Annotated in this window: 9 protein-coding genes; all 9 read left to right on the forward strand. The window is 73.1% G+C overall.

Annotated features, from left to right (window positions below):
- The first annotated feature begins 52 nt into the window (after positions 1-52).
- The 9 genes from AB0K21_RS12045 to rpe all read left to right on the forward strand — a co-directional run bounded on the left by AB0K21_RS12045 (position 53) and on the right by rpe (position 12,992).
- Complete coding sequence (locus tag AB0K21_RS12045; RefSeq protein ID WP_343979560.1) at positions 53-1,510, forward strand: amidohydrolase family protein; 1,458 nt, start codon at positions 53-55, stop codon at positions 1,508-1,510.
- A gap of 162 nt (positions 1,511-1,672) precedes the next feature.
- On the forward strand, positions 1,673-3,844 hold the full coding sequence (locus tag AB0K21_RS12050) for a primosomal protein N' (protein ID WP_343979790.1): 2,172 nt from the start codon (positions 1,673-1,675) through the stop codon (positions 3,842-3,844).
- A 49-nt stretch (positions 3,845-3,893) separates the two neighbouring features.
- Positions 3,894-5,552, forward strand: coding sequence for a hypothetical protein (locus tag AB0K21_RS12055; RefSeq protein WP_364149488.1), 1,659 nt, complete (start codon positions 3,894-3,896; stop codon positions 5,550-5,552).
- A 40-nt stretch (positions 5,553-5,592) separates the two neighbouring features.
- Positions 5,593-6,969, forward strand: coding sequence for a hypothetical protein (locus AB0K21_RS12060; RefSeq protein ID WP_343979555.1), 1,377 nt, complete (start codon positions 5,593-5,595; stop codon positions 6,967-6,969).
- Between the two features lie 76 nt (positions 6,970-7,045).
- Positions 7,046-7,594, forward strand: coding sequence for a peptide deformylase (def, locus tag AB0K21_RS12065; protein WP_343979553.1), 549 nt, complete (start codon positions 7,046-7,048; stop codon positions 7,592-7,594).
- Between the two features lie 5 nt (positions 7,595-7,599).
- Positions 7,600-8,529, forward strand: coding sequence for a methionyl-tRNA formyltransferase (fmt, locus tag AB0K21_RS12070; protein ID WP_364149491.1), 930 nt, complete (start codon positions 7,600-7,602; stop codon positions 8,527-8,529).
- A gap of 5 nt (positions 8,530-8,534) precedes the next feature.
- Positions 8,535-10,052 carry a transcription antitermination factor NusB gene (locus AB0K21_RS12075; protein WP_343979547.1) on the forward strand — a complete coding sequence of 506 codons (1,518 nt, stop codon included), beginning with the start codon at positions 8,535-8,537 and terminating at the stop codon, positions 10,050-10,052.
- Between the two features lie 99 nt (positions 10,053-10,151).
- Positions 10,152-12,005, forward strand: a complete 1,854-nt coding sequence (asnB, locus tag AB0K21_RS12080; RefSeq protein ID WP_343979544.1) for an asparagine synthase (glutamine-hydrolyzing) — start codon at positions 10,152-10,154, stop codon at positions 12,003-12,005.
- Between the two features lie 330 nt (positions 12,006-12,335).
- Positions 12,336-12,992: a ribulose-phosphate 3-epimerase gene (gene rpe / locus AB0K21_RS12085; RefSeq protein WP_343979541.1), complete on the forward strand. Its 657-nt coding sequence runs from the start codon at positions 12,336-12,338 to the stop codon at positions 12,990-12,992.
- Positions 12,993-13,088 lie beyond the last annotated feature (96 nt).

Below are 13,088 nucleotides of genomic sequence, written 5' to 3' on the forward strand. Positions count from 1 at the left end.
GGTTCGCCGGGCGGGGGGAAGGGGACGTCGGCCGTCCGCCTAGAGTCTCCTCATGTCCTCTCCCTCTGCTCGCCTGCTGCTGCGTAACGCGCGGATCGGTCTCGGCGGCCCGCTGCGCCATGTCCTGATCGTTGACGGCCGGGTCGCGCAGGTGGCCCCGGAACCCTCCGCCTGCGACGAGTCGGTGGACGTCGGGGGCGCCACCCTGCTGCCGGGGCTGTGGGACGCGCACGTGCACTCCGTGCAGTGGGCGCAGGCCCGGCGCAGGATCGACCTGACCTCGGCGCGGTCGGCGCGGGAGGCGGTCGATCTCGTCGCCCCGCGGGCGGGTACGGCCGGGTTCACGGTCGGCTACGGCTTCCGCGACGGCCTGTGGCCGGACACGCCGGACAAGTCGCTGCTGGAGGCGGCGGCGCCGGGCTGCCCGATCGTGCTGGTGAGCAACGACCTGCACACCGCCTGGTTCAGCCCGGCCGCGCTGGCGGCGATCGGCAGGGGCGATCACTCGACGGGGGTGCTGCGCGAGCGCGACTGCTACGACGCGATGGCCGAGATGCCACCGCCGCCCGAGGAGGAACTGGACCGCTGGGTGGCCGAGGCCACCACCGCCGCCGCGGCCAGGGGCGTCGTCGGCGTGCTGGACTTCGAGTTCGCCGACAACGTCACCGACTGGACCCGGCGGATCTCGCGGGGGGCGGTCGACGTCCGGGTCGGCTGCTCGATCCCGGTGAACCGGCTGGAAGAGGCGATCGATCGCGGGTTGCGCACCGGTGAGCCGGTCGCGGGCTCGGGGGGCCTGCTGGAGGTCGGGCCGGTGAAGACGTTCGTGGACGGTTCGCTGAACACCAGGACCGCCTACTGCGCGGACCCCTATCCCGGTGGCGAGGCGCGCGGGCTGCTGGAGACCCCGCCACAGGAGCTGTACGGGGTGATGGAGCTGGCCGCGAGGCACGGGATCGCCCCGGCGGTGCACGCCATCGGCGACCTGGCGGTGGGCATCGCGCTGGACGCCTTCGAGCGGGTCGGCTGCCCGGGGCGGATCGAGCACGCCCAACTGGTCCGCCCGGAGGACTTCGGGAGGTTCGCCAGGCCCGGTCTGGTGGCGGGAGTGCAGCCCGCGCACGCGCCCGACGACCGGGAGGTGGCCGACCTGCACTGGCGGGGGCGGACCGGACGGGCCTTCGCCTACGCCGACCTGCTGGCCGCGGGGGCGAGGTTGGAGCTGGGCTCCGACGCTCCGGTGGCGCCGCTCGACCCGTGGGACGGGATCGCCTCCGCGGTGGCCAGGACCGACGACGAGCGCCCGCCGTGGCACCCGGAACAGGCGATCTCGCTGCCGGTGGCGCTGGCGGCGGCGGCCAGGGGCCGCGCCGGGGTGCGTCCGGGCGACCCCGCCGACCTGATGATCACCGAGTACGACCCGGCGGGGCTGGACGGGGACGGCCTCCGTCGGATGCCGATCCTCGGCACCCTGCTCGGTGGCCGCTGGACCCACCGCCGCGCCATCTGACCCGGCTTCTGGTAGGACAGGCGGGTGACCCACGCCAACCCCTCGCCGGACGATGACGCCCTCCTGCCGCTCGACGCCGTACGCGAGCGGCCCGGGCCCGGCAGGGCCGCCAGGGCGCGGCCGGGGGTCGTCCGGGCGGCGGGAGTGGCCCGGGAGCAAGGGGTGGCCGAGCAGGTCAGAGGGGTGCCGGAGCCGGCCGCGGAGCTGCCGGTCGCCCGGGTGGTCGTCGACACCCCGCTGCCGCATCTCGACCGGTTGTTCGACTACCTCGTCCCCGCCCCCCTGGACGCCGCCGCGGTGCCGGGGTGCCGGGTCCGGATCAGGTTCGCGGGCAAGCTCGTCGACGGGTTCCTGATGGAACGGGTGGAGACCACCGAGCACCAGGGCAGGCTGACCCGCCTGGAGCGGGTCGTCTCCGCCGAGCCCGTGCTCACCCCGGAGATCGCCGCGCTGGCCCGTGTGGTGGCCGACCACTACGCCGGGACCATGGCCGACGTGCTGCGCCTGGCCGTCCCACCCCGCCACGCCAGGGTCGAGGCGGAGGCGGTCGCCGCCTCAGGGACCGGCACGGACCCGCGGGCGGAGAGCGAGGCGGCCGAGCCCTCCGGGGAGCCCGGATCCGAACGGACGGCAGGAGAGCCGGAGACGGGAGAAGCGGGGCCGAGGCCGCCGGAACCGGTAAGGGAACGAAGAGAACACGGACCGGGCGAGGAGCAGGGGGTCGTGCCGGGGCCGGGGCAGGGAGGCGACAGCGAGCCGGAGCGGGGACCGGGGCCGTGGGCGGACTACCGGGAGGGGGAGGCGTTCCTGGCGGCTCTGGCGAAGGGGGGTTCCCCCCGAGCCGTGTGGACCGCCCTGCCGGGCACCGACCAGGACGGGCCCGGGTGGCCGAGGGCGGTCGCGGTTGCCGTACGGGAGACCCTGCACGGTGGCAGGGGAGCCCTCGTGGTGCTTCCCGACGGCAAGGACGTGGCCCTGGCCGACGCGGCGCTGAGCGCCGTCCTGGGGCCCGGCGCGCACGTGGCGCTGACGGCGGACCTCGGGCCCGCTGAGCGCTACCGGCGGTGGCTGCGCCTGTCCAGGGGGCAGGTCCGGGTCGCCGTCGGCACCAGGGCGGCGGCGTTCGCCCCGGTCGCCGACCTCGGGCTGGCGGTGATCTGGGACGACGGCGACGACCTGCACTCCGAGCGGCTCGCCCCCTACCCGCACACCAGGGAGGTCCTCGCGCTGCGTGCCCACCGGGCCCGCGCGGGCCTGCTCATCGGCGGGTACGCCCGCACGGCGGAGGCCACCCAGCTCATCGCCACGGGCTGGGCGGGGCCCATCGTCGCGGCCCGCCAGGCGGTCAGGGCCAGGGCGCCGAGGGTGCGTCCGGCGGGGGAGGACTCGGAGCTGGCCAGGGACGAGGCGGCCAGGGCCGCCCGGCTGCCCAGCCTCGCCTGGCGGATCCTGCGCACGGGGTTGGAGAGCGGCCCGGTGCTGGTGCAGGTCCCCCGGCGGGGCTACCTGCCCGCGCTGGCCTGCCAGGGCTGCCGGGCACCGGCCCGCTGCGGGCACTGCGGCGGGCCCTTCGCGCTACGTGGTGGCCACGTGGCCCCGTACTGCCGCTGGTGTGGCCGGATCGCCGGTGAGTGGCGCTGCCCCTCCTGCGGCGGTGCGCGGGTGCGGGCCCAGGTGGTCGGTGCCCGCCGTACCGCCGAGGAACTGGGGCGGGCCTTCCCCTCCGTACGGGTCAAGACGTCGGGCAGGGACGGGGTACTGGCCACGGTCGGCGCGGCCCGGGCACTGGTGGTGGCCACCCCGGGAGCCGAGCCGGTGCCCGAGGGCGGATACGCGGCGGCGGTGCTGCTGGACGGCTGGGCGCTGCTCGGCAGGCCGGACCTGCGCGCCGCAGAGGAGACGCTGCGCCGGTGGATGAACGCGGCGGCGCTGCTGCGGCCCTCCGCCGAGCTGGTCGTGCTGGCCGATTCCTCGTTGCCCGTCGTGCAGGCGTTGCTGCGCTGGGATCCGGTGACACATGCCGAGAGAGAACTGGCCGACAGGACAGAACTCGGTTTCCCCCCGGCGGTGAAAATGGCGACGCTCACCGGATCTCCGGCGGGGGTCAGGGAAATGCTCGGTGAGGTGGCGCTGCCCCCCGAGGCACAGGTGCTCGGCCCGGTCCCGGTGGCCTCGCCCAGGGGGGATCAAGTGCGGGAACGTGCCATGGTGCGGATCGCGCGAGGCTCCGGTGCCACGCTGGCCGCGGCTCTGAAAGGAGCCGTGGGAGTGCGCTCCGCACGCAAGGCCGCGGAGGTGGTCAAGGTATGCATTGACCCCCTAGATGTGATTTGAGTTGTTTCCCCGATTCGCGGTGCTGGCAGTAAGCCGTTAATTTTCCCCTGTGTCGATCGAATGGGTGAATCGGGCCGTAGACGACCTGCGCGCGTGGGGGCGTGCGCGCGGCCTGGACGTTGACGTGGACGAGGTGCGGCTGCTCTGCGACTACGCGAGTGACTATCTGGACGTGAACGAGCTGGGTGATTTCACCCCCGTCGCCTTCGAGGAACTGCTGCTCAACATCTATCCACGCAAGGTCATCGCCCCGCCGGAGAGTGCCCCCGAGACCGTCGCCGCCGCCCGCACCCTGGTCGACTTCCTGCTCTCGACCGAGGAGATCGGCGGCAAAATGGCCGTCCGGATGAGGAGCGTCCTCGACCGGATCGAGCCCGAGATGCCCATCGCCCTCGCCGACACCTCCAGGTTCGGCATGGCCAAGAGCCTCTTCAGCGCGATGGGCGCGGACTCACTGGAGCAGCAGGCGGGGGATGCGATCCTCTCCGTCTCGGCGGTGCAGGAGGAGCCCGTCGTCGAGCACTGCGACTGCCCCGGCTGCTCGCCGCTTCCCCCGGTGCGCCTGGCGCCCCGCGAGACGCTCGTCCAGAGCGCCCTGCGGGTGCCGCTGCTGACCGACGCGCGCAGGCTGGTCCAGTGGATGCTCGCCGGAGGGCGCACCCCGACCGTCAAGGGCAGGCTCAGGGTCCGGGACGCCACCGAGGCGATCGCCCAGCTCTCGGTGACCGACCCCGGCCTGCTCTGGGAACTCGCGGTCCACACCGGCCTGGTCACCGTCGAGGGCACCGCCATCTTCGACGGCGAGGACTTCGACCCGCTCGACATCTGGGCCGCGACCGTCGAGTTCGTCGTCGAGAAGGAGACCGGCGGTGCCGTGACGGGCGAGGTCTCCCTGGACGAGGAGCTCTACGGCCTGTGCGACATGCTCTACCGGCTCCAGGCGCCCGTGCCGATCCCGCTGGTCAGGGAGTACCTGGACGAGATCGGCCTGGTGGAGGAGGGGGAGATCGACGTCCCCGAGGTCGTGCGGCGGCTCGCCTACTGCGGGATGGCCGAGCCGGGCGACGAACTCCTGGAGCTCACCCCGCTGGCCCTGTGGGGGCTGCACAGGCTCTACACCGACCTGGGCATCGAGGCGCCCCAGGCGGCAGACCTGGCCCTCGCCGACGCGCCCGAGCTCATCGAGGGACTGCTGTCGGGGATGCCCGCCGAGATGGCCGAGGCCGACATCGAGGGCTGGCTGCGGCACCGGAGCCCGGCGCAGGCGGTCGCCGAGCTGCTCGGCTCCGTCTCGGGGGCGCCCTCGGTCGCCAGGGGCATAGCGGTGACGATCGTCGACCGGCTCGGCCCCGACGCGGAGGAGGCGGTGCGCGCCTTCCTGGAGGAGCCGGAGCTGCGCCCGCACGCCATCCACTGGCTGACCGCGCGCGGCCTGGCGGCCCCCGCGCTCACCTCGGAGGAGGTGCTCTGGATGAGCGTGGACATGCTCGTCCTGGCCATGCCCTCGGCCGAGGAGGATCCGGAGACGTTCGCCGAGAACATGTCCGCCTCCGGGCCGCCGCAGAGCGTGATCGAGGAGATGTGGCGGGTCGACCACCCCGAGGTCGTCGAGGTTCTTGAGCTGCTCGGACGCTCCCTGAGGGACCACAACGCGGCCAAGGCGGCCCGCAAGGCGGCTTTCAAGGCACGTTCCCGCGCCATCGGCTGAGCCGTGTATGCGTGAGGCGCGAGTGCAGTAAGTTTCACGGGTGGCAAAGAGCGGGAACAGTGGGAACGTCTTCGACATCGGCGAGCTGCGCAGGCTTGTGGACGAGCTGGGAGCGGCACCCCGCGAGCTGCGAACAGCCGTTCTGGAGGAGTCGGTCACAGCAGCGGGCCGTGACTGCCCCCCGCGCGGCGACGCGCTGAGCTTCCCGCCGGTCGACCTCGCCCCGGACGCCGAGCTGGCCGCGTCCGTGCCGCTGGTGCCGCTGGTGCTCGACGCCCAGCGGCTGGCCGCCTGGACCGGCACCCGCGCGGTGACCCCCGAGGGACTGCTGCCCGACCCGTTCGGACCGTGCGCGGAACTCGGCCTGCCGGGCCCGGCGCGGCTGCACCTGCTCTGGGTGGTCGCGGTCAACACCGGCATGCTGCGCATCTCCCGCGGGCGGGTGGACCCCGGCCCGCTGGCGCTCTCCGCCGACCTGCCGCACCGGGCCGTGCTGGGGTTCTGGGACGGCGTGGTCATGGACGTCCTCGACCGCGCGGACGACGACCTGACCGGATCCCCCGTGATCGACGATCACCTGGCCGAGATGCTCGCCACGCTGTACGCCGTGCGCGAGGGACTGTCCACCGCGACCCTGGTCAAGGGCATCCTGCAGTCGCACCGGGTGGCCTGCGGGGCCGGTCCCGCCGAGATGAGGACGCTGACCGGCACGCTGCCCGCCCAGCTGGAGTCGGCACTGTCGCTCCTGGGCTACTGCGGGCTGGTCGAGACCTCGCGGGCGGGCAGGCCCCGGCTGACCCCGCTCGGCATGTGGGCCGTCCGCCAGGACCTCATCAGGGAGGGCCACGACGCGCCGACGGGCGCCGAGGTCGCCGTCTTCACCGACCTCGGCGCGCCCGAGCTGGTCGAGGCGATCATGAAGGGTTCCGCCGCGCCCAGCGCCGTCACCGTGTGGCTGGAGTCCCGCCACCCCGAGGCCGCCGCGCGCGAGCTGGTCAAGGTCGCGGCCTCGGGCACGGCGGGCCGGCGCGGGGTCGCGGGCGCGATCCTGGAGGAGCTCGGCCCCGAGGCCGAGGCCCCGCTCAGGGAGGCGCTCTCCGAGCCCGCCATGTGGCGCTACGCCGCCTCCTGGCTGCACATCCGCGACCTGCCCGCGCCCGCGCTCACCCCCGCGGACAACACCTGGCTCGCGGTCGACTCGCTCGCCTCGCTGCTGGAGCGGGGCGAGGCCTCCGAGGCGATCTGCGAGTTCGACGCGCTCGAACCCGGAGAGGACCTTACGCGCGTGGTCGAGGAGATGGCCCTGGTGGAGCACCCCGACACGTTCGCCGTCCTCGACCTGCTCGGCTCCAGGCACGGCACCGCCGCGGTGGCCAAGTCGGCCCGCAAGGCCGCCATGAAGGCCCGCTCCCGCTGAGGCGCGCGGGAAGGCCCGGGGAAGGCGGCCGGCGCCCTTAGACTGGGGCGATCCCCTGAAGCGTGAGGAGACCCCGTTGGCCATTCAGCCGATCCGCCTTTTCGGCGACCCGGTGTTGCGCACTCCGGCCGATCCGGTCAAGGACTTCGACAAGGAGCTGCGCAAGCTCGTCAAGGACCTCACCGACACGATGATGGACGCACCGGGGGCCGGGCTGGCGGCACCCCAGATCGGGGTCGGGCTCCGGGTCTTCACCTACTACGTGGACGACCAGCTCGGGCACCTGATCAACCCCAACCTCGACCTGTCGGACGAGGCGGACGAGGAGGGCGAGGAGGGCTGCCTGTCCTTCCCCGGCCTCTCGTTCCCCACGCCCAGGGCGCTGCGGGCCGTGGCGACCGGTTTCAACATGCACGGCGAGCCGGTGACGCTTGAGGGCACCGACCTGATGGCCCGCTGCTTCCAGCACGAGACCGACCACCTCGACGGCGTGCTGTTCATCGACCGGATGGACGCCAAACAGCGCAAACTCGCCATGAAGGCGATCCGCGAGGCCGACTGGAACGGTCTGTCGGCCCCCGCGTTCAAGTTCTCCCCGCACGCCACCCACGGGAAGGCTCTGTAGGAACCTTGCGCCTGGTCTTCGCCGGAACCCCGGACACAGCCCTGTCCGCGCTGCGGGCTCTGATCGACTCGCCCCGCCACGACGTCGTCGCCGTCGTCACCCGGCCGGACGCCCAGTCGGGCAGGGGCCGCAGGGTCCACCCGAGCCCTGTCGCCGAGCTCGCCGAGGAGGCGGGCATCGAGGTGCTCAGGCCGCAGAAGGCGGGTGACCCGGCCTTCCTCGACCGGCTCACCGAGCTCGCCCCCGACTGCTGCCCGGTGGTCGCCTACGGTGCGCTCCTGCCCCAGGCCGCCCTGGACATCCCCCGGCACGGCTGGGTCAACCTGCACTTCTCGCTGCTGCCGGCCTGGCGCGGCGCGGCGCCGGTGCAGCACGCCGTGCTGCACGGTGACGCGATCACCGGCGCGGCCACCTTCCGGATCGTCAGGGAGCTGGACGCGGGCCCGGTCTACGGCGTGGTCACCGAGGAGATCCGCCCCGCGGACACCAGCGGGGAGCTGCTCGCCCGGCTCGCCGAGTCCGGTGCCGGGCTGCTGACGGCCACCCTCGACGGGATCGAGGACGGCAAGCTGGAGGCCGTGCCGCAGCCCGCGGAGGGGGTCAGCCTCGCCCCGAAGATCAGTGTCGACGACGCCAGGGTCGACTGGTCCGCGCCCGCCATGCGCGTCGACCGGCTGGTCCGCGCCTGCACCCCCGCCCCGGGCGCGTGGACCGAGTTCCGCGGTCAGCGGGTCAAGCTCGGCCCCCTGCGACCGGTTCCCGACGCCTCACCTCTGGCCCCCGGCCGGATCGCGGTGTCCAAGAACACCGTCCTGGTCGGCACCGCCACCTACCCGGTCGAGCTGGGCGAGGTGCAGCCGCAGGGCAAGCGTCTGATGGGGGCGGGGGAGTGGGCCCGCGGCGTGCGGCCCACGGACGAGGATCGGCTGGCCTAGAGATCATGAGCAGTGCTGGTGGTGACGGCCGTAACGCCGCACGGGGCGGGCGCGGTCAGGGGCCTGCTCCGCGCGGCCGCGGAGCAGGCGGGAACCGAGGTGGGGGCAGGGGGCCGGCCGGGGCCGGGCGTCCGCCCAAGCCGGTCCGCGACGAGGCGCGCAACACCGCGTACGACCTGATGCGTGCCGTCGACGAGCGGGACGCCTACGCCAACCTGCTGATGCCCACGCTGCTGCGCGAGCGCCGCCTGTCGGGGCGGGACGCGGGACTGGCCACCGAACTGGCCTACGGCACCCTGCGCGGTCTCGGCACCTACGACGAGATCATCGCGGCCTGCAGCGACCGGGCGCCGGAGGACGTCGACCCGCCGCTGCTCGATGCCATCCGGCTGGGCGTGCACCAGTTGCTCAAGACACGGGTGCCCCCGCACGCCGCCGTGGGCACCACGGTCGACCTGGTGCGGCTGCGGGTGGGCATCGGCGCCTCGAAGTACGCCAACGCCGTGCTGCGCAAGGTCTCCACCCGGTCGCTGGAGCAGTGGGTCCCGATCGTGGCGCCCGACCCCGCCGACGACCCCGTCGGCCATCTGGCGGTGGCCCACAGCCACCCGAGGTGGATCGTCGAGGCACTGCGCGACGCCGTGGGCGGCGACTTCGACGAGACGGCCGCCCTGCTCGCCGCCGACAACGAGCGCCCCCGGGTGACCCTGGTCGCCCGTCCGGGCCGCTCGTCGGTCGCGGAACTCCTCGACGCGGGCGCCGAGCCCGCCGGATACTCCCCGTACGCGGCCTACCTGCCCGAGGGCGACCCCGGGGCGATCCTCGCCGTGGCCGAGTCGCGGGCCGCGGTCCAGGACGAGGCCAGCCAGCTCGTCGCGCTGGCCCTGACCCGGGTCCCGGTGGAGGGCGCCGACTCGCGCTGGCTCGACCTGTGCGCGGGCCCCGGCGGCAAGGCCGGCCTGCTCGACGCCATCGCGACCCACGGTGACGAGGCGGGCCTGGCGGCGGGCGCCGGACCGGCCGCCTTCCCCGGCGGGGCGCGCCTGCTCGCCGCCGAGCTGCAGTACCACCGGGCGCGGCTGGTGTGGCAGACGACCCGGCAGGCCAAGGTGATCACCGCGAACGGCACCGTGCCCGCCTGGCGGCCCGGAGTCTTCGACCGGGTCATGCTGGACGCCCCCTGCACCGGTCTGGGCGCGCTGCGCCGCCGCCCCGAGGCCCGCTGGCGCCGTGATCCCCGGAGCCTTCCCGAGCTGGGCAGGCTCCAGCGCGACCTGCTCACCTCGGCGATCGAGGCGGTCCGTCCCGGTGGCGTCGTCGGGTACGTGACCTGTTCGCCGCACCTGGCCGAGACCGACGTCGTGGTCGGCGACGTGCTGCGCCGCCGCGACGACGTCGAGGTGCTGGACGCCCGCGCCTACCTTCCCGAGGTCGAGGGGCTGGGCGAGGGGCCGTACGCGCGGTTCTGGCCGCACCGGCACGGCACCGACGCCATGTTCCTGGCCCTGCTCCGCCGCCGCTGAGCGGACCTCAGGGTCATCGTCGCAGGTCAGGGCATATATGGATGCCGCACACCGTTCGACTGGGCATAACTGCTTCCAAGGGGACGTGGGGGTGGCGAAATGTGCGGAATCTGCGGATGGGTGGACTTCGAGGGTGATCTCCGGCAGTCACCGGACATCGCGAAGGCCATGACCGACACCATGGCCTGCCGGGGGCCCGACGACGAGGGGATCTGGCTCGCCCCGCACGTCGCGATAGGCCACCGGCGCCTGGCGGTCATCGACATCGAGGGCGGCCGCCAGCCGATGGTCGTCGCGGAGGAGGGGCTGCCGCTCGCCGTCCTCACCTACAGCGGCGAGATCTACAACTTCGTCGAGTTACGCGCCGAACTGGCCGCCCACGGCCACCGCTTCCAGACCCGGAGCGACACCGAGGTCGTGCTGCGGGCCTACCTCGAATGGGGGGAGGACCTCGCCGACCGGCTGAACGGCATGTTCGCCTTCGCGATCTGGGACACCCGCCGCGAGGAGTTGCTGCTCGTCCGCGACCGGATGGGGGTCAAGCCGCTGTACTACCGCCCCACCGCGCACGGCGTGCTGTTCGGCTCCGAGCCCAAGGCGATCCTCGCCAACCCGCTCGCCGGGACGCCCACCGTCGACGCCGACGGGCTGCGCGAGCTGATCGCCTCAGTCAAGACCCCCGAACACGCCGTCTACCAGGGCATGTACGAGGTTCGCCCCGGCCAGGTCATCCGGGTGACCCACGAGTTCCTGTGCCGGCGCCGCTACTGGCGGCTGAACTCCCACGAGCACGTCGACGACCTCGCCGGCACGGTCGCGGGCGTACGCGACCTGCTGGACGACATCGTCGGCCGCCAGCTCGTCGCAGACGTGCCGCTCTGCGCCCTGCTCTCCGGCGGCCTCGACTCCAGTGCCGTCACGGCACTCGCCGCGCTGGGGCTCCGGGAGCGGGGAGAGGGGAGGATCCGGTCGTTCTCCGTCGACTTCGCCGGATACACCGAGAACTTCCAGCCCGACGAGATGCGCGACACCCCCGACACGCCGTACGCGCACGAGGTCGTGCGGCACGTCGACGCCGACCACACCGACATCGTCCTGGACGCAGCCGACCTCATGGACCCGGCGGTGCGCGACGCGGTCCTGCGGGCGCGGGACCTGCCGATCGGCGTCGGCGACATGGACACCTCGCTCTACCTGCTGTTCCGCGCCATTCGGGGGCACTCCACCGTGGCGCTGTCCGGGGAGTCGGCCGACGAGGTCTTCGGCGGCTACCGGTGGTTCCACGACCCGGAGGCGGTCGCCGCCGACACCTTCCCGTGGCTGGTCTCCCCGGGGATGGAACGGTTCGGCGGGCTGGGGGCGCTCCTCGACGAGGACCTGATGCGCAAGCTGGACATCCCCACCTACCGGGCGGACAGCTACCGGCACGCGCTGGACGAGGTGCCCCGGCTGCCGGGTGAGGAGGGGCTGGAACGGCGGATGCGGGAGATCTCCTACCTGAACCTCACCCGGTTCGTACAGATCCTGCTGGACCGCAAGGACCGGATGAGCATGGCCGTCGGGCTGGAGGTCCGGGTGCCGTTCTGCGACCACCGGCTGGTGGAGTACGTCTTCAACGCCCCATGGGCGATGAAGAGCTTCGACGGGCGGGAGAAGAGCCTGCTCCGCGCCGCCACGGCGGACATCCTGCCGCCCTCGGTCGTCCACCGCCGCAAGAGCCCCTACCCCTCGACACAGGACCCCTCCTACGGCGTGGCCGTCCGCGCGGAGGCGGCCCGGCTGCTCGGCCGCGGGGACATCGCGGCCGCGCCGCTGATCGACAGGGAGAAGGTGCGGGCGGTGATCGACCGGCCGGAGACGGACGGCGGCCCGGCGGGAGGCCGGGCGGCGCTGGAGGGGTTGCTGCAGTTCAACGCCTGGCTGGAGAGGTACCAGGTCCGGGTCGACCTCTGAACGCGCCGATGGAGGTTGAAACCCGGTCAAAGTAAAGACTTTCGGGTTTAGCATACCGTTTCATTCGATAATTCGAATGATTCTCAAAGGGAATTACTCGGACGATCTCCCGCTCGCCGGGATGGTTGCGAATTCGCATCCCGTGAAACCTCGGCCGTCCGCGAGTTCGGCGCCGGAGCAGCAATAGTGAGAAAGGATGAAATACGACCATATGTCTGATATGTCATGTGGTGTGCGGCGGGTGTCGAGCCCGGACGGCGCGTGACGCGGGTCACCCGGTGGACGGCGGGTGACGGAGGGCAGGGCGCCGCCTCATAGAATCGGCCAATTATGGCCGTACAGATCTCGCCCAGCATCCTGTCCGCTGACTTCGCCCGCCTCGCCGAGGCGGCCGAGGCGGTCCCCAACGCCGACTGGCTGCACGTGGATGTCATGGACAACCACTTCGTCCCCAACCTGACCCTCGGGCTGCCGGTGGTCGAGTCCCTGCTCAAGGCGACCTCGATGCCGCTCGACTGCCACCTCATGATCGAGGACCCGGACCGCTGGGCCCCGTCCTACGCCGAGGCCGGAGCCCAGAGCGTGACCATCCACGCGGAGGCGGCCAAGGCCCCGGTGCGCACGCTGCGCCAGATCCGCAGCGCCGGTGCCCGCGCCGGCCTGGCGCTGAACCCCGCCACCCCCGTCGAGCCGTACGAGGACCTGCTCGACGAGCTCGACATGCTGCTGCTGATGACCGTTGATCCCGGTTTCGGCGGGCAGAAGTTCCTCGACATGGTGCTGCCCAAGATCCGCCGGGCCCGCGAGCTGATCGACCGCTGCGGCGGGCAGGTCTGGCTCCAGGTGGACGGCGGCGTCTCCGAGACGACGATCGAGCGCTGCGCGGAGGCGGGCGCCGACGTCTTCGTGGCGGGCAACGCCGTCTACGGCGCCGAGGACCCGGCCCGCGCGGTCGACGGTCTGCGCGCCCGGGCCACTCGCGGCTGACCGGTCCCGTCCGGGAAGCACCCTGGAAGCCCGAACGGCGGAGGGCGGACCCGGGATGGGTCCGCCCTCCGCCGTTCTCTCACCGGGGATCACCGG

The sequence above is a fragment of the Streptosporangium sp. NPDC049248 genome (genome assembly GCF_040678965.1).
In the GTDB taxonomy this organism is placed as follows: Bacteria; Actinomycetota; Actinomycetes; order Streptosporangiales; family Streptosporangiaceae; genus Streptosporangium; species Streptosporangium fukuiense.

What these genes read in the sequence shown, in the direction of transcription:
- AB0K21_RS12045 (WP_343979560.1), top strand. Translation starts at nt 53, where the DNA reads ATGTCCTCTCCCTCTGCTCGCCTGCTGCTGCGTAACGCGCGGATCGGT.
- AB0K21_RS12075 (WP_343979547.1), top strand. Translation starts at nt 8,535, where the DNA reads ATGAGCAGTGCTGGTGGTGACGGCCGTAACGCCGCACGGGGCGGGCGC.
- asnB (WP_343979544.1), top strand. Translation starts at nt 10,152, where the DNA reads ATGTGCGGAATCTGCGGATGGGTGGACTTCGAGGGTGATCTCCGGCAG.
- rpe (WP_343979541.1), top strand. Translation starts at nt 12,336, where the DNA reads ATGGCCGTACAGATCTCGCCCAGCATCCTGTCCGCTGACTTCGCCCGC.